The following is an 18,967-nucleotide window of genomic DNA, read 5'->3' on the forward strand; positions in this document are numbered from 1 at the left end:
CTCCGTAACCCCGTTGGGAGCCGCAATGTCGCACCTCCGTAGCAAGCGCTTACCAGGTCAGGAGCCGACTCCCCCCACGCCCGCACATGTCCGCTGGATCCCGAAGCAGAGACCCGGAGAAGAGAGCCGACCGATGAAGAGCAGCATTCGCAGAAGCAGGCGCGCGGCCCTCGCCGTCGCCCTGGGTTCCGTGCTCGCGCTGACCGCCACCGCCTGCGGCGACGACGGCAGCGGCAGCGCGGGGGACAAGGGCGGCGAGGGCTCCGGCAAGGGCACGATCACCTTCTGGGACAACAACGGCGGTGTCCGCACCGACGTCTGGAAGCAGATCATCGCCGACTTCGAGAAGCAGAACCCCGACATCAAGGTCACCTACGTCGGTGTGCCCGCCGCCAGCGTCCAGTCCAAGTACGACACCGCCATCCAGGGCGGCGGCCTCCCCGACGTCGGCGGGGTCGGCACCGCGATGCTCGCGGAGGTCGCCGCGCAGGGCGCGCTGGAGCCGCTGGACAGCCGGCTCGCCAAGAGCCCGCTGAAGAGCAAGCTCAACGAGAAGTTCCTGGAGAGCGTCACGGCCGCCGGCGGCGACGGCAAGACGTACTCCGTGCCGACCTCGGCGAACAACGGCACGCTCTGGTACCGGACCGATCTGTTCGCCGCGGCCGAGCTGGACGCGCCGACCACCTGGACGAAGTTCTACGCGGCCGCCGACAAGCTCACCGACAAGGCGAAGAACAAGTTCGGGTACACCATCCGGGGCGGCGAGGGATCCATCGCCCAGGCGCTGGACGCCACGTACGGCCAGAGCGGGATCACCTCCTTCTGGAACGGCGACACGACCACCGTCAACGACCCGAAGAACGTCGCCGCCCTGGAGAAGTACGTCGCGCTGTACAAGAAGGACACCCCGTCCGCCGACGTCAACAACGACTTCACCAAGATGGTCGCGCAGTGGGACTCCGGCACGATCGGGATGCTGAGCCACAACCTCGGCTCCTATGCCGACCACGAGAAGGCGCTGAGCGGCAAGTTCAAGGGGATTCCCAATCCGACGCTGGACGACGGCACCCGGGTGCAGGTGTCCAACCCGGTGGACGGTCTGGGGCTGTTCAAGTCCAGCAAGAACAAGGCCGCCGCCTGGAAGTTCATCGAGTTCGCCGCGTCCCACGAGGCCAACAGCAAGTGGAACGAGTCGGCGGGGCAGGTGCCGGCGAACAACGAGGCGGCGCAGGACGCGTGGGTGCAGTCGTCCGAGCCGACGAAGCTGGCGGCCGAGGCGCTGAACGGGGCGACGACGAAGATCGTGCAGCTTCCCTACTACCTGCCGGACTGGAACACCATTTCCAAGGCCGACAACGAGCCGAACTTCCAGAAGGTGCTGCTCGGGAAGATGACGGCGAAGGAATTCCTGGACACGTTGGCTTCGCAGTTGAACAAGGCCCAGGCGGACTGGAAGGCCCATCACTGAGAGCGGTTGTGGGGAGCTGCGGGTCCGTTGTGGCTGGTCGCGCAGTTCCCCGCGCCCCTGAGGTCAGAAAGGTGCACGGTCTTGTCACTTACCCGTAGACAGGTCACCTCGGCCGCGCTTGCCGCAGTCCCCCTCGTGGGTCGTACCTCCAAGAGGGTTCGAACCCTCTACATCGCCGGTGATTCCACCGCCGCCCAGAAATACGCCGACGCGGCTCCCGAGACCGGGTGGGGAATGGCGCTTCCCTTCTTTCTCCGGAGCGAGATCACCGTCTCCAACCAGGCCGTGAACGGCCGGAGTTCCAAGAGCTTCGTCGACGAGGGACGGCTGGACGCCATCCTCGCCACCATCCGGCCGCACGATCTGCTGCTCGTCCAGTTCGCGCACAACGACGAGAAGAGCGCCGATCCGACCCGGTACACCGAGCCCTGGTCGACGTACCAGGACTATCTGCGGCTGTACGTGGACGGCGCCCGGGCGCGCGGAGCCCGGCCGGTGCTCGCCACCCCGGTCGAGCGCAGGAAGTTCGACGCCGACGGCAACGCCGTGCCGACCCACGGCGACTACCCGGCGGCGATGCGTGCGCTGGCCGAGCAGGAGCACGTGGCGCTGCTCGACATCGAGGCGCTGTCGCTCGCGCTGTGGCAGTCGCTCGGGGTCGAGGCGACGAAGACGTACTTCAACTGGACCGACACCGAGCAGGACAACACGCACTTCAACCCGCCGGGGGCCATCGCCGTGGCCCGGCTCGTGGCGCAGGAGCTGCTGCGCACCCGGGTGCTGGCCCGGCACGACGTCGTCCGGCTGCACGAGGACATACCGACGTCCTGGATCACCTGGCCACCCGCATAGCCGAGGAGAACCGCACAGTGTGTACACAGACATGTCATGGACGCGTCATTGGCGCGCTGGCCGGCTGCACGGCTCTCGTGCTGGCCGTGACCGGGACCGCCCAGGCCGCCGCCCCGCACCGGACCGCGCTCGACCGCCAGGTGCTCGCCGCCAACGACGGCTGGGGCTCGGCCACCACCGGGACCACCGGCGGGTCCGCCGCCGACGCCGCGCACGTCTACACCGTCACCACCTGGGACGAGTTCAAGGCCGCCCTCGCCGACGGCGGCAGCGCGCCGAAGATCGTCAGGGTCGTGGGGACCATCGACGCGGACGGGCCGAGCTGCGACTCGTTCGCCGTGCCCGGCTACGACTTCGCCGCCTACCTCGCCACGTACTCACCGGAGGCCTGGGGGCACTCCACCACCCTGGACAACGAGCCCGACGACAGCCCGGAGGGGCTGCGCCGCGCCTCCCAGGCCCAGCAGGACGCCTACATCAAGGCCTACGTCCCGGCCAACACCACCATCGTCGGCATCGGCAAGGACGCCGGCTTCAAGGGCGCCAGCGTGCAGATCAAGGCCGTCGACAACGTCATCGTCCGCAACCTGGCGTTCGAGAGCCCCCTCGACTGCTTCCCGCAGTGGGACCCCACCGACACCGCCGACGGCAACTGGAACTCCGAGTACGACAGCGCGGTGATCTACGGGGCGACCCATGTGTGGATGGACCACGACACGTTCACCGACGGCGACCACCCGGACAGCACGCTGCCGTACTACTTCGGGCGGATCTACGAGCAGCACGACGGCGAACTGGACATCGTCAAGGGCGCCGACTACGTCACCGCCTCCTGGAACGTCTTCGAGGACCACGACAAGACGATCCTCATCGGCAACAGCGACAGCGCGTCCACCGCGGCCGTCGACCGGGGGCACCTCAAGGTCACCTTCCACCACAACCTGTTCGCCAACCTGGTGGAGCGGGCCCCGCGGGTGCGGTTCGGGCAGGTCGACTCCTACAACAACCACTTCGTCGCCGAGGACGGCTACGGCTACAGCTACGGCATCGGCACGGAGTCCCAACTCGTCGCCGAGCACAACGCGTTCACCCTCGCGGACGGGATCGGCGCCGGCACGATCCTGAAGAAGTGGAAGGAGGCGCCGGTCACCGCCGACGACAACTACGTCAACGGTGAACCGACGGACCTCATCGCCGTCCACAACACCGAGGTCCCCGGCGAGATCCTCCAGTCCGGCGCCGGCTGGACCCCGACCCTGCGCACGGGGATCGACCCGGCGCAGGCCGTGCCGCGCGTCGTCGACTGCGGCGCGGGCGCCGGCCGCCTGCGCTGACACCCCCGGGGCCGGGGCAGCGCGCGCCCCGGCCCCCACGCCCCCCACGGCAAAGGACGTACCGCCACTCCTCCTTCTTCTTCACCACCGTCAAGGAGCACCCGCATGTCCTCGCCCCACCTTCCCCTGTCCAGACGGGGTTTCCTGCTCGCGGGCGCCGGGGCGGGCGCCGCGCTCGGCCTGGCCGCCCTCCCCGCGCACGCCTCGGGCCGCCCCTTCGGCCGCTACGGCTCCCCGGAGCGCCGCCTCACCCCGCAGACCCTGTACGTCGACCCGTACGGGCGCGGCGACTTCACCACCGTCCAGGCCGCCGTCACCGCCGCCACCGGCAGCGGATGGACCCTGGTCCTCGCCCCGGGCGTCTACCGGGAGACGGTCGCCGCCGACACCACCCGTACCGAGGCCACCTGGATCGGCGCCTCCGAGAACCCGCGTGACGTCGTCATCGTCTACGACAAGGCGGCCGGCACCCCCAAGCCGGGCGGCGGGACGTACGGCACCACCGGGTCCGCCACCGCCACCGTGCAGGGCGACGGCTTCACCGCCCGCTGGATCACCTTCGCCAACGACTGGCTGCGCGCCGACCACCCCGACATCAGCGGGACCCAGGCCGTGGCCCTGAAGGTGCAGGGTGACCGCAGCGCCTTCCACCACTGCCGCTTCCTCGGCCACCAGGACACCCTGTACGCCGACTCGACGGCCCTCGGTGTCCTCGCCCGGCAGTACTTCGCGCACTGCTACGTCGAGGGCGATGTCGACTTCGTCTTCGGGCGGGCCACGGCGGTGTACGAGGGCTGCCACTTCCGCACCCTGGACCGCGGCGACCTCGCCACCGCCCCGTACGGGTTCGTCCTGGCGCCCTCGACGGCGGGCGCCAACCCACGCGGCTACCTGGTGACCCGCGGCCGGGTGAGCAGCGCCGCCCCGGACGCCTTCTACAAGCTGGCCCGGCCCTGGGTACCCAGCTCCGACACCACCGCCCGGCCCTCGCTCGTCGTCCGGGACACCGTCCTCGGTCCCGGGATCGACGCCGTCGCCCCCTACACCGACATGTCGGCGAGCTTCCCCTGGCAGTCCATGCGGTTCGCCGAGTACCGCAACACCGGACCGGGCGCGGTCGTCTCCGTCCCCGAGAACCGGCCCCAGCTCACCGACGCCGAGGCGGATTCGCACACCCCCGCGACCTACCTCGGCGACTGGAAGCCCCAGCGCATTCCCTTCCCCTGATCGACGAAAGGACCCGCACGTCATGCGTCGACTCAGCACCTTCACCGCGCTCGCCGTGACCACGGCCTCGCTCGGACTCGCCGTCATCGCCACCCCGGCCCACGCGGCGACCGTCGTGGTCAGCAACTCCACCGACCTGACCAGCGCCATCAAGAACGCCACCGCCGGCACGGTCATCCAGGTCCGCGGCGGCACCTACTACCCGACGGCCACCCTCCAGTCCACGGCCAACGGCACCTCCTCCGCGCCGATCACGCTCACCGCGTACGGCTCGGAGACCGTCAAGATCGACGGTTCCTCGCTCGCCGCCGGCTCCTGGATCTTCAAGCTGACCGCGGACTACTGGAACGTCTCCAACATCACCTTCCAGAACTCCCCGGACAGCGCGGTGGTCTGCCAGTCCTGCACCGGCACCAACTGGACCAACATCAAGACCATCAACGGCGGCGACTCCGGCTTCACGCTCACCGGCGACGGCACGGTCAACAACACCGTGAAGAACCTGGACAGTTACGGCAACTACGACGCCGCCACCCACGGCCAGAACGCGGACGGCGTGGCCATCAAGTTCGGCTCCGGCACCGGCAACCTCGTCACCGGCGCCCGGCTGTACAACAACTCGGACGACGGGATCGACCTGTGGTCCTTCTCCTCGCCGGTCACCATCGAGCACACCTGGTCCTTCGGCAACGGCGTCAACCGCTGGGGCGACTCCGCCTTCGAGGGCAACGGCAACGGCTACAAGCTGGGCGGCAACGGCGTCACCGTCGCCCACGTCGTCAACAACTCCGCCGCCTGGGGGAACGCCGGCAACGGGTTCACCGAGAACTCCGACACCGGCGCGATCGTCATCAACCGCACCACCGCCTACGTCAACGGCGGCTGGGGCTACTACTTCGCCACCAGCGCCGCCCGCCTCGGCAAGAACCTCGCGGTGAGCAACGGCAGCGGCTCGGTGAGCAAGGGCTCGTCGGTGGTCTCCGCCGGCAACAACTGGGACAGCGGCATCTCCACGCCGTCGTTCGTCTCCACGGACGCCTCCACCACGTACAACGCCCGCAAGTCGGACGGCTCCCTGCCGGCGACCACGTTCCTCACCACCGGCAGCAGCACGATCGGCGCCACGATGAACTGACCGGAGTCCGCGGTCCGGGGCGCTTGACCCGGTTTTTGCCTGTGGATGAGATATCGATCAGGCAACGGGTCTCGCGCCCACCGGGGTGACGCGCGTAGAACTCCTGTCATGCATAAGTCACTTCGGATCGCGGCGATCACCGCCGCCTGTGCCGTCGCGGGAGGCGCCCTCTACGGCGCCGGTGCCGCCACCGCCGGTCAGTCGACCGCGAACTCCACCCACGAGCCGTACAACATCGGGCTCCTGGTGAAGGACATCGACACCTACTACGGCACCACCGCCGACGCCAACGGTGTGTACCAGGCGTCCGCGGACAGCCCGTACGCCCAGGACCTCGCGCGCATCGACGCGGCCGCCAGGCGCCAGATCGACCAGGCCGCGCGCAAGGCGCACCACCGCGGCGAGAAGCCCGCGGTCGTCTTCGACATCGACGACACGCTGCTGCTCAGCCTCGACTACGAGAAGCGCTACAACTACACGTACAACTCGACCACCTGGGCCGACTACGTCAACAAGGCCGACCGGCCGGGCGTGTTCGGCAGCGCGGAGCTCGTGCAGTACGCGGCGAGCAAGGGCGTCGAGGTCTTCTACAACTCCGGTCTGAGCGAGGCGCAGCGCACCGCCGCCGTGGAGAACCTGAAGAAGATCGGCGCCGACGTCAACCTCGACACCGCGCACATGTTCCTGAAGGACAAGGCCAACCCGCCGTCCTACCTGAGCGCCTGCGCCACCCCGGGCACCTGGACCTGCACCACCGTGCAGTACAAGTCCGGCACCCGCAAGCACATCGAGGACGACCTCGGCTACGAGATCGTCGCCAACTTCGGCGACCAGTACTCGGACCTGGACGGCGGCTACGCGGACCGCACGTACAAGCTGCCGAACCCGACGTACTTCGTGTCGTAGTCAGAAAGGCGGCAACCCTTTCCGGCCACGGCGTCGACTGGGAGACAGAAACGGGCCGGGGCGGCCCCTCCGGCCCGTTTCGCTCCCCCTCGTCAGTACGCCCCGCCAGGGGCGTCAAGGAAAGGAACGGCCAGTGCGCTTCAGCACCGGACGCCACCGCAGGACGCGTACCCTCTCGATCGCCGCGGCGGTGGCCGTCGCCGCGGGCGCGAGCGGCGTCTACCTCGGCCTGTCGAACGGCGGTGCCCAGGCCGCCACCAGCACGGTCACCGTCTCCACCACCGCACAGCTGGAGTCGGCCGTCGCGGGCGCCGCCGCCGGTACCGTCATCCAGGTGCGCGCGGGCACCTACTACCCGACCGCCACCCTCAAGTCGACGGCCAGCGGCACGGGTTCCGCCCGCATCACCCTTGAGGCCTACGGCAGCGAGAAGGTGAAGATCGACGGCTCCAAGCTGCCCGCCGGCTCCTGGCTCACCGGGATCTACGGCAGCTACTGGACCGTGCGGAACCTGACTTTCCAGAACTCCCCGGCCCAGGGCTTCGTCGTCACCTCGTCCACGGGCGGGATCTTCAAGAACCTCGTCACCGCGAACAACGGCGACTCCGGGTTCACCCTGCGCGGCGACAACACCGTGAACAACCTCGTGCAGAACCTGGACAGTTACGGCAACTACGACAAGGCCGGGCACGGGCAGAACGCCGACGGCATCGCCATCAAGTTCGGTTCGGGCACGGGCAACAAGGTGACCGGCGCGCGCCTCTACAACAACTCGGACGACGGCCTGGACCTCTGGCAGTTCTCCTCGCCGGTCAGGATCGAGCACAGCTGGGCCTTCGGCAACGGCAAGAACCGGTGGAACGACTCCGCGTTCGAGGGCAACGGGAACGGGTTCAAGCTGGGCGGTGGCGGCGTCGCCGTCGCGCATGTCGTCAACGACGACGTGTCCTGGGACAACACGCTCAACGGGTTCACCGAGAACTCCAACACCGGCGCGATCGTGCTGAACCGGAACACGGCGTACGCGAACGGCGAGGCCGGGTTCTTCTTCCGGACCAGCAAGTCGCGGCTGGCGCGGAACCTGTCGGTGAGCAACAAGGGCGGCAAGGCCACGCTCGGCTCCGCCACGGTCTCCGCCGCGAACAACTGGGACAGCGCAGTGAGCGCGCCGGCCTTCAAGTCGACGGACGCGACGACCGCGTACGGGGCCCGGGGCTCCGACGGCTCGCTGCCCGCCACGACCTTCCTGACCACGGGGTCCACCGCCATCGGGGCGACCATGGACTGAGGCCGCCGAGGGTTTTGGCCCCGGCTCACGGTTCCCCGCGCCCCTGCCGCTTCTTCTGGGGGCACGGGGAACCGTGTCCGTGCGGCCGCCCAGGAGGCCTGTTCCCGGACCTCACCGCCGGGGGTCGAGCCACCGCCCTCGCGACCGCCGGGGCGAGCCGGTTCGCCGCAGTACGGCCGGGCTCGCCCGTCACTTCCCGGTTGCCGCCGGCGGGGAAAAGGTTGCCGTGTCCGCGGAACTTCTCTACGAGTCGCCGTCGGCTGTCGTGTGCGTCGCGAAGTCGCCGGTCACCGCGTACTGCTTGCCGTCCGCGCCGCCCGTGATCGTGTAGCTGTCCTTCTTGGCGTCGCGGCCGCCCTGCCGGTGGTTGTACTGGCCCGCGAACACCCACTCGCCGACGGCGACCTTGCTGCCCGGCTTGAGCGTCCACGTGTAGACCAGGAACCCGTCCTGCTCGGCCACCGTCTGCGTGAAGTCGCTCTCCGGCAGCGAGCGCCAGGCTCCGGTGTCGGACACCCCGCCGGTCTGGGCGACCTTCAGCCGGACGGTGAGCGAGGTCAGTTGCCGCGAGGTCTTCAGGGTCACGTCGGACTGGGCCCAGAAGTCGTTGCTGTGCGGGTCCACCGAGCCGTCCGACCACAGCGGGCCGTCCTCCTCGCCCTTCGCGACGGGCGTGACCGGGGTGGCGGAGGCCTTCGGGGTCGACGAGGGCGTCGCACTCGCCCGGGGGGAGGCGGACGTGCTGGGGGCCGGCGGGGCGGCCGAGTGGGAGGGCGGGCGCGAGGTGGCGTCCGGGGACCCGGAGGGCGCCGGAGACACGGCGACCGTCTTCTCGGTGGGCGTGTCCTTCACGGCCGAGGCGACCGCGTAGCCGCCGACTCCGAGGACCGCCGCGACCGCGGCCGTGGCGCTGACCACCCGGACCCAGCCGAACACGGGCGGCAGGGTGGCGCGATGACTGGAGCGGGCCTGCGGTGCCATGCCCCGCTCGATCCGGGCCAGGATGCGGGCGCGGTCCGGTTCGTGCGCCTCGGCCGCCTCGTGCAGCCGGGCGCGCAGCTCGTCGTGCACGTCCTGCTGCCTCATCGGTTCCTTCCTCCGCTCTGACCGGCGCGCGGCGCCATCGCCGCGTGCACCCGCTGCGGAACACCCTGGTCGCCCAGGAGCTTCTGCAGCTCGGCCATGCCCTTCGACGTCTGGCTCTTAACCGTACCCACCGAGATTCCCAGGGCGAGAGCGGTGTCCTTCTCCGACAGGTCGAACGCGTGTCGAAGCACCACACACGCCCGTTTGCGGAAGGGCAGGCGGCGCAACGCCCCCTGGACGTCCACCACCCCGGCGACATCGGGGTTCTCGGTCTTCTCCTCGCGCTGCGACCAGAACAGGGCGATACGGCGCCGCTCGCGCACGGCGCTGCGGATGCGGGTGCGGGCCAGATTGGCGACGACACCCCGGGCGTAGGCCACCGGGTGGTCGGCCGCGCGCACCCGGTCCCAGCGGTGCCAGAGGGCCAGCAGCGCGTCGGCCGCCAGGTCGTCGGCCGCGTCGGACTCACCGGTCAGCATGTAGGCGAGGCGGGAGAGCTCCGCGTAGTGGCGTTCGAAGAAGGCATGGAACTCCACGGAGGCGGCGTCGTCGACGACTGTGCCCACGGGTGACCTCTTCTGTCGGGTGCTTCTGGCAGGGTGTTTGTGTCATGCAGATGACATGTGAACGTCCGGAGAGACGTTTCGGCGAGATCCGGAGCGTAGCAGTGGTCATTTCGTGTGCTTCGTACGGGGGTTCGGTGTGCCGAGCCTGATTCCGTAACACGGGGAAAACCTGAAACTGGTTCAACGCGGGAACAATCCAGCCAGCATCCGCGCACGAACGCTCAGTCGACGAGGAGTACGACCATGTCCGAGACGCAGAAGGTGGTCCCGCCGCGCGGCGCGGCGCCACCTGCCGGGAACAGCGTCGACCGGTTCTTCAAGATCTCCGAACGGGGGTCCACCTTCGGCCGGGAGATACGCGGCGGCTTCGCCACGTTCTTCACCATGGCCTACATCCTTGTCCTGAACCCCATCATCCTCGGCAGCGCCAAGGACAAGTTCGGCCACAGCCTCGACACCGGCCAACTCGTCACCGCCACCGCGCTGGTGGCCTGTGTGATGACGATCATCATGGGGGTCGGCGGCAACCTGCCCCTCGCCATCGCCGCCGGTCTCGGCCTCAACGCCGTCGTGGCCTTCCAGTTGGCGCCGCTGATGAGCTGGTCCGACGCGATGGGCCTGGTCGTCCTCGAAGGCCTGCTGATCTGCGTGCTCGTGGTGACCGGCCTGCGCGAGGCCATCATGAACGCGATCCCGCAGCAGATGAAGCAGGCGATCGGCGTCGGCATCGGCCTGTTCATCGCGTTCATCGGCTTCGTCGACGCGGGCTTCGTCAGCCGGATCCCGGACGCCGCGCAGACCACGGTGCCGGTGCAGCTGGGCGCCGTCGGCCGGCTCACCGGCTGGCCCGTACTCGTTTTTTGTCTTGGCGTGCTCCTGACCATCGCGCTGGTCGCCCGCAAGGTGAAGGGCGCGATCCTGATCAGCATCGTCACCATGACCGTGGTCGCGATCGTCATCGACTCGGTCGCCGACATCAAGAGCTGGGGCCTGACCACGCCGAAGGTCCCCGACAAGATCGTGGACGCTCCCGACTTCGGGCTCGTCGGTCACTTCAGCCTGTTCGGCGGCTTCGCCAAGGCCGGTGTGCTCACCGCCGTGCTGCTGGTCTTCACCCTGATCCTGTCCGACTTCTTCGACGCCATGGGCACGATCGTCGGCATCAGCGCGGAGGCCGGGCTGCTCGACGACAAGGGGCAGGTGCCGGGCATCGGGCGGGTGCTGTTCATCGACGGCGCGGCGGCCGTGGCCGGCGGCATCGGCTCGGCCTCCTCCAACACCGCGTACATCGAGTCGGCGGCGGGCGTGGGGGAGGGGGCCCGCACCGGCTTCGCCAACCTGGTCACCGGCGGCCTGTTCGGGCTCTCGCTCTTCCTCACCCCGCTGCTGACCATCGTCCCGCTGCAGGCGGCGGCGCCCGCGCTGATCGCCGTGGGCTTCCTGATGATGACCCACGTCAAGCACATCGACTGGGACAAGTACGAGATCGCCATCCCGGCGTTCCTGACGATCGCCGCGATGCCGTTCACCTACTCCATCACGGACGGCATCGGGGCGGGCTTCCTGTCGTACGTCGTGATCAAGGCGGTGCTGGGGAAGGCGAAGGAGGTCAACTGGCTGCTGTGGGTGGTCTCGGCGCTGTTCCTGGTGTACTTCGCGATTGATCCGGTGGAGCAGGTGCTGGGCGTGAAGTAGAGCGCCCCGTAAGGGGCGCGGGGCGGTAGTCGATATGCGGCTACCGCCGCGCGGGCGCGACCAGCCACGACGAAAGCCGCAGCCGATCGCGCAGAGAACCGCTCAATTCTTCAGAGCCGCCTGCATCATCGCCTTGGCCACCGGCGCCGCCAGGCCGTTGCCGCTGACCTCGGAGCGGGCCGCGTCGGACTGCTCGACCATCACCGCCACGGCGACCTCCTTGCCCGTGCTGTCGGACTTGCCGTACGACGTGAACCAGGCGTACGGCGTCTTGCTGTTGTTCTCGCCGTGCTGGGCCGTGCCCGTCTTGCCGCCCACGGTCACGCCGTCGATCCGCGCGTTCGTGCCCGTGCCGTCCTCGACGACCGTCTGCATCGCGGACTGCAGCTGCTCGGCGGTCGAGGAGCTGACGATCTCCTTGCTGCTCGCCTCGTCGTCGTAGTTCTTCAGCACGTCGCCGCCGCTGTCGGTGATCTGCGAGACCATATGCGGCGAGACCAGCTTGCCGCCGTTGGCTATGGCGGCCGACACCATGGCCATCTGGAGCGGGGTCGCCGTGACGTCGAACTGGCCGATGCCGGACAGGCCGGTCTGGGCCTTGTCCATGTCCTTGGGGTAGACGCTGGTGTAGGCGCGCACCGGCACGTCCAGCTTGTCGTCGTTGAAGCCGAACTTCTCGGCCATCGCCCGCACCTTGTCCTGACCGAGGTCGACGGCCATCTTGCCGAAGACGTTGTTGCAGGAGAAGCGCAGGGCGGTGCGGATCGAGGCGTCCTCGCAGGGCGCCGAGGTGTTCTCGTTCTTGAGCGGGGTCGTCGTGCCCGGCAGGGTGTACGGGTCGGGGCTGTCGGTCTTCGTGTCGACGTTCGCGTAGAGGCCGTCCTCCAGGGCCGCCGCCGCGACCACCAGCTTGAAGGTCGAACCCGGCGGCAGCGGCTGGCGCAGCGCCCGGTTGGTGAGCGGCTTGTCGCTGTCGGCGTTCAGCTTCTTCCAGGCCGTGCCGGCGGTGTTGGCGTCGGTGAGCGAGGAGGGGTCGTACGACGGGGTCGACACCACCGCCAGGATCTTGCCGGTCTTCGGGTCCATGGCGACGGCCGCGCCCTTGTTGCCGCCGAGCGCCTTGTACGCCGCCTTCTGGACGGCCGGGTCGATCGTCGTGATCACGTCACCCGGGTCGGCGCGCCGGTCGGTGACCGTGTCCATGGCGGTCTTGAGCCGGGTGTCGGTGCCGTTGAGCAGGTCCTGGTAGATGCCTTCCAGCTGGGTCGGGGCATAGCTCTGCGAGGCGTAGCCCGTCACCGCCGCGTACAGCTTTCCGTCCGTGTACGTGCGCTTGTACTTGAGGTCGCTGTTGCCCGAGGACCTGGTCGAGCCGGTGATCGCCTCACCGGCCACGATGATGTTCCCGAGCGGCTGTGAGTACGTCTCGATGACGTTGCGCCGGTTGTGCGTGTCGTCCGCGAGGGCCTGTCCGTCGTAGAACTGCACCCATGTCGCCCTGACCAGCAGGGCGAGCACGAGCAGCAGTGCGAAGACGGACGCCCGCCTGATCGTCTTGTTCATCCCGCTCAGACAGACGAGCGAAGGCGGGGTGTTCGTTCCCGTGGAGCCGATTTCTCATCGTTCGCTCATGCGAGGGACGACCGCCTCACAGCCTGCGCGTCGCCAGCGTGAGGCGGTCCCGCGCGTCGAACAGGGCGTCCTTGATCATCTGTTCGTGGGCGGGGGTGAGGCGGGCCACCGGGACCGAGCAGCTGATCGCGTCGCGGGCCGGGGTGCGGTACGGGATCGCCACGCCGAAGCAGCGCAGCCCCAGCGTGTTCTCCTCACGGTCGATCGCGAAGCCCTGCTCACGGATCTGGTGGAGCTCCTCGATGAGCTTCTCGCGGTCCGTGAGGGTGTGCTCGGTGAGTGCCGGGAGGGTCTCCGGCAGCAGCTTGCGGACCTGCTCGTCGGTGTGGGTGGCGAGCAGCGCCTTGCCGAGGGATGTGGAGTGCGCGGGCAGGCGGCGGCCGACCCGGGTGAAGGGGCGCAGGTAGTGCTGGGACTGGCGGGTGGCCAGGTAGACCACGTTGGTGCCGTCCAGGCGCGCCAGGTGGATGGTCTCCGTGGTGTCGTCGGAGAGCCGGTCCAGGGTCGGACGGGCCGCCGCGACCACCTCGTCGCCGTCGATGTACGAGGTGCCGACCAGCAGCGCCCGCACCCCGATGCCGTACCGGGTGCCGGTCGCGTCCGTCTCCACCCAGCCCAGCTCCACCAGCGTGCGCAGCAGCATGTAGAGGCTGGACTTGGGATATCCGACGGCCTCCTGGACCGCCGCGAGGGAGTGCATACCGGGCCGGCCGGCGAAGTACTCGAGCAATTCCACGGTCCGCACCGCGGACTTGACCTGCGCCCCGCCGCCTGTCTCGCCTGCCGACATCGCCCTTGACCCCTTCGTTGGACGAGAAACTGAAGTTATAGTCTCCAACACATATTCATCATCAGAGACAGCGTTCAGTATATCGAACATCCCTGGTGAATGACCCGGATACTGCGGCACTAACGCAATACATGGAGGGACCCGCGGTGGCAGCAGCACCAGTCTGGAGTGTCGACCCGCGCACCGGGAAGCAGCGTGAACAGGTTGCGGTGGAGGCCACAGCCGAAGAGGTGGACGCCGTCGTCACGGCCGCGCACGCCGTACGCGGTTCCCTCGCCGACCGCACCGTCCGCGCCGCCTTCCTGCGCTCGGCCGCCGCCGGACTCGACGCGGCCAAGGACCGGCTGGTCGAGGCCGCCGACGCGGAGACCGCGCTGGGCCCGGTCCGGCTCACCGGCGAACTCGCCCGCACCGTCTACCAGCTGCGGGCCTTCGCGGACATCGTCGACGAGGGCGCCTTCCTCGACGTCATCATCAACCACCCCGACGCCACCGCCACCCCGCCCGTCCCGGACCTGCGCCGCTACAAGGTCCCGCTGGGCGTCGTCGCCGTCTACTCGGCCTCCAACTTCCCCTTCGCGTTCTCCGTCGCCGGCGGCGACACCGCGAGCGCGCTGGCCGCCGGCAACCCGGTCGTCGTCAAGGCCCACCCCGACCACCCGGCGCTGTCCGAACTGGTCGCCAAGGTGCTGCGCCGGGCCGCCGCCGAGCACGGCATCCCGGACGCCGTCCTCGGACTCGTGCACGGCTTCGAGGCCGGCATCGAACTGATCAGGCACCCGCTGGTCGCCGCGGCCGGCTTCACCGGTTCCATCCGCGGCGGACGCGCGCTGTTCGACGCGGCCGCCGCGCGTCCGGTGCCGATCCCGTTCCACGGCGAGCTGGGCTCCCTGAACCCGGTCCTCGTCACGGAGGCCGCGGCCACCGAGCGCGCCGAGGAGATCGGCACCGGGCTCGCCGGGTCGATGACCCTGGGCGTCGGGCAGTTCTGCGTCAAGCCGGGCCTGGTCCTGGTACCGGCCGGTGCCGCCGGTGACGGCCTGGTCAAGTCCCTCACGGACGCGGTCAGCAACACCGACGCGGGGGTGCTGCTCGACCACCGGATGCGGGACAACTTCATCGCCGGGGTCGCCGAGCGCGGCGAACTCCCCGACGTGGACAGCCCGGTGACGCCCGGGGCGGGCGGCGAGCACACCGTCAGCGCGGGGTTCCTCACCGTGCCGGCGAGCCGGCTGGCCGAGGCGGGGTCGTACGACCTGCTCCTGGAGGAGTGCTTCGGGCCGGTGACCGTGGTGGTCCGTTACGAGGACCGGGGCGAGGCGACGGCCGTGCTGTCGCGACTGCCGGGGAACCTCACGGCCACGGTCCATGTCTCCGACGGGGAGGCCGCGGGGGAGGGGCTCGGCGCGGAGATCCTCGCGGAGCTGACGCCGCTGGCCGGGCGCGTGCTGGTCAACGGGTGGCCGACGGGGGTGGCCGTGGCGCCTGCCCAGCATCACGGCGGGCCGTACCCGGCGACGACGTCCACGTCGACCTCCGTGGGCGGGACCGCCATCGAGCGGTGGCTGCGGCCGGTGGCGTATCAGGGGGCGCCGTCGGCTTTGCTGCCGGCGGAGCTGAAGGACGAGAATCCCCTGGGGCTTCCTCGGCGGTTCAACGGGGTTCTGGAGCGGTAGCGCCGTGGGGGTGCGGGTGCGTCGCGGGGTGCCGGTTCGAGGTGGTTGCTCGCGCAGTTCCTCCCCCAGCCTTCGGCCGGGGGTACCCCCAGCGCCCCTTCACGTTGGCTGCCCCTGAGCAAGTCACATTGTTCTGCTGACACAATCCGACCATGGACGTGGAACTTCCCGAACTTCCTTTCCCCCTCCGTACCTATGGGCCCGACGGGCACTGGTTCTATGAGGACGGTGTGCTCACCGGGTGGGCCGGGGCCCGGCAGGACCGGTTCGTCTCGCCGACCGGGGAGGCGCTGGATCCCGCCTCGGACGCGCCCCGGCTGCTCGGGGCGCCCGAAGGGGACTTCCAGCTGATCGCCCGGGTCACCGTCGGGTTCGGTGCCGCCTTCGACGCCGGTGTGCTGTACGTGCACGTCGGCGACCGGGCCTGGGCCAAGCTCTGTCTGGAGAACTCCCCGGACGTGCCCACCGTCTGCACGGTGGTCACCCGGGGGCACTCCGACGACTCCAACGCCTTCACGGTGGAGGGCAGTTCGGTGTGGCTGCGGATCAGCCGGACCGGGCGGGCACTCGCCTTCCACGCCTCCCGCGACGGCAAGAAGTGGGTCTTCGTCCGGCTGTTCACCCTGGGCGGCGAGAAGGAGACGGGTGGCGCGCTGGTCGGCTTCATGACGCAGTCGCCGATGGGAGAGGGGTGCGTGGTGACGTACGACCACCTCGAGTTCAGGACCGACTGGCCGGCCGATCTGCGCGACGGCAGCTGAGCGGGGGCGTCGCGGCGGCACGGAACCGGCGCGGGTCCGGACGCGTCCTCCGTTGCATGATCAGTGACCGTGTGAAGGGACTCCGTGTGATCCGTACGGCGCTGTCCGCGGAGGCGGAGAAGATCGCCGCACTGCACCACCGGGCCCGGTCGACGTACTACCCGGACGGGCTGCCGGACGACGGCATGGACTGGACGGCCGCCTGGCGCTCCGCCGTCGAACGGCCCGACGGGCAGGTGCTGTGCGCGGTCGAGGCGGGCGAGATCATCGGCGTGGCCTCCTTCCGCCCCCCGCAGGGCGCCCCTGCCGAAACGGTCAAGCTGTTCCAGTTCCATGTCGACCCCGGCCGCTGGCGGGCCGGTATCGGCACCGCCCTGCACACCGCCTGTGTGGAGCAGTGGCGGGCCGAGGGCAGGCGGACGGCCGTACTGGACGTGCACGTCGACAACCGGCGGGCCCAGGCCTTCTACGCCCGGCAGGGCTGGGTGCCGGACCCGGAGCAGCCGCCCGCCGAGGACGATCACCACCTCTACCTGCGGTACGCGGTGCGCGGGGAATGAAGCGGACTGGTTGAAGGTTCAGGCAGTTGAGAGGCGTTTTATTCACCACCTGCAACTACCTGGAGAGCCGACAACATGCGCGTCGAGATCTGGTCCGATATCGCTTGCCCCTGGTGCTATGTCGGAAAGGCCCGTTTCGAGAAGGCCCTTGCGGCCTTCCCGCACCGTGACGAGGTCGAGGTCGTGCACCGCTCCTTCGAGCTGGACCCCGGCCGTGCCAAGGACGACGTGCAGCCGGTGCTCGCCATGCTCGGCAAGAAGTACGGCATGAGCGAGGCGCAGGCCCAGGCGGGCGAGGACAACCTGGGCGCGCAGGCGGCCGCCGAGGGTCTCGACTACCGCACCCGGGGCCGTGACCACGGCAACACCTTCGACATGCACCGGCTGCTGCACCTCGCCAAGGCGGAGGGCCGGCAGGACGAGCTGGTCCAGATCCTCTACCGGGCGAACTTCGCCGAGGAGCGGTCCCTGTTCACCGAGGGCCCCGAGCGGCTCGTCGAGCTGGCCGCGGAGGCCGGACTGGACGCGGCGGCCGTGCGCGAGGTGCTCGCCGACCCGGCCGCCTACGCCGACGAGGTCCGCGCCGACGAGCGCGAGGCCGCCGAGCTCGGCGCGAACGGGGTGCCCTTCTTCGTGCTCGACCGGAAGTACGGGGTCTCCGGCGCCCAGCCCACCGAGCTCTTCGCCCAGGCGCTCGGCCAGGCCTGGGACGCGCGTTCCCCGCTGAAGCTCATCGACGAGGGCGGCGCCGAGGCCTGTGGGCCGGACGGGTGTGCGGTCCCGCAGCACTGAGAAAGTCCAGGTCGGGACGGTCGTATAAGCATCGCTTAGCGGTTCCACGTAACAATCCGCAATGGACGGGGGGTTCCGTGGGCCGCAGAGTGGACGCATGGAGACCACGGAGACGTTCGAGAGCCTCGTCCGCGCCGAGTTCACCCCGCAGAGCACCTACCTCAACACCGCCAGCAACGGCCTGCTGCCCGCCCGTACCGTGGCCGCCCTGCACGCGGCGGCGCTGCTGCGGGCCGAGGGCCGGCCGCTGACCTCCCTGTACGAAGACGTGGAGGCGTGCCGGGCCGGGTACGCCCGGCTCGCCGGTGTCCCGCCGACCCGGGTGGCGGTGGGCGCCTCGGTCGCCGCGCACACCGGCGTGATCGCCGCCTCGCTGCCGGCGGGTGCCGAAGTGCTCACCGCCGAGGACGACTTCACCTCCGTACTGAACCCCTTCCACGTCCGCGGCGACCTCAAGGTCCGCGCGGTGCCGCTGGAGCGGATCGCCGAGTCCGTCCGCCCGGGCACCGCCCTGGTCGCGGTCAGCGCGGCCCAGTCGGCGGACGGCCGGATCGCCGACCTGCCCGCGCTGCGCGAGGCCGCCCGCACCCACGGGGCGCGGACCTACGTCGACTTCTCCCAGGCCGCCGGCTGGCTGCCGATGGAGGCCGACGCCTTCGACTTCACCGCGTCCGTCGCCTTCAAGTGGCTGCTCGGCCCGCACGGCGCGGCCTTCCTCGTGGTTCCTGAGGACTTCGGCGGGCTCACTCCCGTGCTCGCGGGCTGGGTCGCGGCCGAGGAGCCGTGGGACAGCTGTTACGGCCCGGTCGCCGAACTCGCTCACTCCGCCCGGCGGTTCGACCTCACCCACGCCCTGTTCACGTGCGCGGGCCTGCGTCGCTCGCTCGACCTGATCGAGGAACTCGGCGTGGCCGCCGTCCACACCCACGACGTGGGCCTCGCCGACCGGTTCCGCGCCGGGCTGGCGCGCCTCGGACACGAGCCGGTGGCCGCTCCCGGCTCCGCGATCGTCTCGGTGCCCGGGCTCGGTGGCCGGCAGCCCGAGCTGAGCCGGGCGGGCATCGAGGTCTCCAACCGGGCCGGGAACCTGCGGGCCGCCTTCCACCTGTACAACACGGCGGCCGACGTGGACCGGCTGCTGGACGTCCTGGCCGGCTGACCGGCGACACGGCCGGGCCGGGACCTCCCGTCCCACACGA

At 69.9% G+C, this 18,967-nt stretch carries 17 protein-coding genes; 13 read left to right on the forward strand and 4 right to left on the reverse strand.

Annotation, left to right across the window (positions count from 1 at the left end):
* Window positions 1-133 precede the first annotated feature (133 nt).
* The 7 genes from ACFZDK_RS09720 (at window position 134) to ACFZDK_RS09750 (ending at window position 8,210) form a co-directional block, all read left to right on the forward strand.
* Entirely contained in the window at window positions 134-1,468 is a 1,335-nt protein-coding gene (locus tag ACFZDK_RS09720; protein ID WP_390971469.1) for an extracellular solute-binding protein, read from the forward strand.
* 81 nt (window positions 1,469-1,549) lie between these two features.
* Window positions 1,550-2,320: a GDSL-type esterase/lipase family protein gene (locus tag ACFZDK_RS09725; protein WP_390971470.1), complete on the forward strand. Its 771-nt coding sequence runs from the start codon at window positions 1,550-1,552 to the stop codon at window positions 2,318-2,320.
* Between the two features lie 17 nt (window positions 2,321-2,337).
* Window positions 2,338-3,654, forward strand: coding sequence for a polysaccharide lyase family 1 protein (locus ACFZDK_RS09730; protein WP_390971471.1), 1,317 nt, complete (start codon window positions 2,338-2,340; stop codon window positions 3,652-3,654).
* Window positions 3,655-3,759: 105 nt separating this feature from the next.
* Complete coding sequence (locus tag ACFZDK_RS09735) at window positions 3,760-4,881, forward strand: pectinesterase family protein (protein WP_390971472.1); 1,122 nt, start codon at window positions 3,760-3,762, stop codon at window positions 4,879-4,881.
* A 22-nt stretch (window positions 4,882-4,903) separates the two neighbouring features.
* Window positions 4,904-6,016: a chondroitinase-B domain-containing protein gene (locus tag ACFZDK_RS09740; protein ID WP_390971473.1), complete on the forward strand. Its 1,113-nt coding sequence runs from the start codon at window positions 4,904-4,906 to the stop codon at window positions 6,014-6,016.
* 108 nt (window positions 6,017-6,124) lie between these two features.
* Window positions 6,125-6,922, forward strand: coding sequence for an HAD family acid phosphatase (locus ACFZDK_RS09745; protein WP_390971474.1), 798 nt, complete (start codon window positions 6,125-6,127; stop codon window positions 6,920-6,922).
* A 133-nt stretch (window positions 6,923-7,055) separates the two neighbouring features.
* Window positions 7,056-8,210 (forward strand): right-handed parallel beta-helix repeat-containing protein, encoded by a 1,155-nt coding sequence (locus tag ACFZDK_RS09750; protein ID WP_390971475.1) that lies wholly within the window; start codon window positions 7,056-7,058, stop codon window positions 8,208-8,210.
* Between the two features lie 243 nt (window positions 8,211-8,453).
* Here ACFZDK_RS09750 and ACFZDK_RS09755 read toward each other — a convergent pair whose 3' ends face one another.
* On the reverse strand, window positions 8,454-9,296 hold the full coding sequence (locus ACFZDK_RS09755) for a hypothetical protein (RefSeq protein ID WP_390971476.1): 843 nt from the start codon (window positions 9,294-9,296) through the stop codon (window positions 8,454-8,456).
* On the reverse strand, window positions 9,293-9,862 hold the full coding sequence (locus tag ACFZDK_RS09760; protein ID WP_390971477.1) for a SigE family RNA polymerase sigma factor: 570 nt from the start codon (window positions 9,860-9,862) through the stop codon (window positions 9,293-9,295). The genes ACFZDK_RS09755 and ACFZDK_RS09760 overlap by 4 nt, the downstream gene beginning before the upstream one ends.
* 243 nt (window positions 9,863-10,105) lie before the next feature.
* Between ACFZDK_RS09760 and ACFZDK_RS09765 the strand changes: the two genes are divergently transcribed.
* Window positions 10,106-11,557: a solute carrier family 23 protein gene (locus ACFZDK_RS09765; protein ID WP_390971478.1), complete on the forward strand. Its 1,452-nt coding sequence runs from the start codon at window positions 10,106-10,108 to the stop codon at window positions 11,555-11,557.
* A gap of 102 nt (window positions 11,558-11,659) precedes the next feature.
* Here ACFZDK_RS09765 and ACFZDK_RS09770 read toward each other — a convergent pair whose 3' ends face one another.
* Both ACFZDK_RS09770 and ACFZDK_RS09775 read right to left on the reverse strand, forming a co-directional pair.
* Complete coding sequence (locus ACFZDK_RS09770) at window positions 11,660-13,120, reverse strand: penicillin-binding transpeptidase domain-containing protein (RefSeq protein ID WP_390971479.1); 1,461 nt, start codon at window positions 13,118-13,120, stop codon at window positions 11,660-11,662.
* A gap of 85 nt (window positions 13,121-13,205) precedes the next feature.
* Window positions 13,206-13,979: an IclR family transcriptional regulator gene (locus ACFZDK_RS09775; protein WP_351694752.1), complete on the reverse strand. Its 774-nt coding sequence runs from the start codon at window positions 13,977-13,979 to the stop codon at window positions 13,206-13,208.
* Between the two features lie 146 nt (window positions 13,980-14,125).
* Between ACFZDK_RS09775 and ACFZDK_RS09780 the strand changes: the two genes are divergently transcribed.
* From ACFZDK_RS09780 to ACFZDK_RS09800, 5 genes are all read left to right on the forward strand, one after another.
* Window positions 14,126-15,655, forward strand: a complete 1,530-nt coding sequence (locus tag ACFZDK_RS09780; RefSeq protein WP_390971480.1) for an aldehyde dehydrogenase family protein — start codon at window positions 14,126-14,128, stop codon at window positions 15,653-15,655.
* A gap of 152 nt (window positions 15,656-15,807) precedes the next feature.
* A complete protein-coding gene (locus ACFZDK_RS09785; RefSeq protein WP_359220646.1) occupies window positions 15,808-16,416 on the forward strand; it encodes a DUF1349 domain-containing protein in 609 nt (202 codons plus the stop codon).
* Between the two features lie 56 nt (window positions 16,417-16,472).
* Window positions 16,473-16,976: a GNAT family N-acetyltransferase gene (locus tag ACFZDK_RS09790; protein ID WP_390971481.1), complete on the forward strand. Its 504-nt coding sequence runs from the start codon at window positions 16,473-16,475 to the stop codon at window positions 16,974-16,976.
* A 75-nt stretch (window positions 16,977-17,051) separates the two neighbouring features.
* Entirely contained in the window at window positions 17,052-17,768 is a 717-nt protein-coding gene (locus tag ACFZDK_RS09795; RefSeq protein WP_390971482.1) for a DsbA family protein, read from the forward strand.
* Between the two features lie 97 nt (window positions 17,769-17,865).
* Complete coding sequence (locus ACFZDK_RS09800; protein ID WP_390971483.1) at window positions 17,866-18,927, forward strand: aminotransferase class V-fold PLP-dependent enzyme; 1,062 nt, start codon at window positions 17,866-17,868, stop codon at window positions 18,925-18,927.
* Window positions 18,928-18,967: the final 40 nt, after the last annotated feature.

It is taken from the genome of Streptomyces sp. NPDC007901, assembly GCF_042959465.1.
GTDB lineage: Bacteria > Actinomycetota > Actinomycetes > Streptomycetales > Streptomycetaceae > Streptomyces.

Bases quoted from the DNA above. Each gene is read 5' to 3' on its own strand.
- ACFZDK_RS09800 (WP_390971483.1), top strand. From the start codon at position 17,866: ATGGAGACCACGGAGACGTTCGAGAGCCTCGTCCGCGCCGAGTTCACC.
- ACFZDK_RS09720 (WP_390971469.1), top strand. From the start codon at position 134: ATGAAGAGCAGCATTCGCAGAAGCAGGCGCGCGGCCCTCGCCGTCGCC.
- ACFZDK_RS09775 (WP_351694752.1), bottom strand. From the start codon at position 13,979: ATGTCGGCAGGCGAGACAGGCGGCGGGGCGCAGGTCAAGTCCGCGGTG.
- ACFZDK_RS09755 (WP_390971476.1), bottom strand. From the start codon at position 9,296: ATGAGGCAGCAGGACGTGCACGACGAGCTGCGCGCCCGGCTGCACGAG.
- ACFZDK_RS09790 (WP_390971481.1), top strand. From the start codon at position 16,473: ATGATCAGTGACCGTGTGAAGGGACTCCGTGTGATCCGTACGGCGCTG.
- ACFZDK_RS09735 (WP_390971472.1), top strand. From the start codon at position 3,760: ATGTCCTCGCCCCACCTTCCCCTGTCCAGACGGGGTTTCCTGCTCGCG.
- ACFZDK_RS09795 (WP_390971482.1), top strand. From the start codon at position 17,052: ATGCGCGTCGAGATCTGGTCCGATATCGCTTGCCCCTGGTGCTATGTC.
- ACFZDK_RS09785 (WP_359220646.1), top strand. From the start codon at position 15,808: ATGGACGTGGAACTTCCCGAACTTCCTTTCCCCCTCCGTACCTATGGG.
- ACFZDK_RS09740 (WP_390971473.1), top strand. From the start codon at position 4,904: ATGCGTCGACTCAGCACCTTCACCGCGCTCGCCGTGACCACGGCCTCG.
- ACFZDK_RS09770 (WP_390971479.1), bottom strand. From the start codon at position 13,120: ATGAACAAGACGATCAGGCGGGCGTCCGTCTTCGCACTGCTGCTCGTG.
- ACFZDK_RS09765 (WP_390971478.1), top strand. From the start codon at position 10,106: ATGTCCGAGACGCAGAAGGTGGTCCCGCCGCGCGGCGCGGCGCCACCT.
- ACFZDK_RS09745 (WP_390971474.1), top strand. From the start codon at position 6,125: ATGCATAAGTCACTTCGGATCGCGGCGATCACCGCCGCCTGTGCCGTC.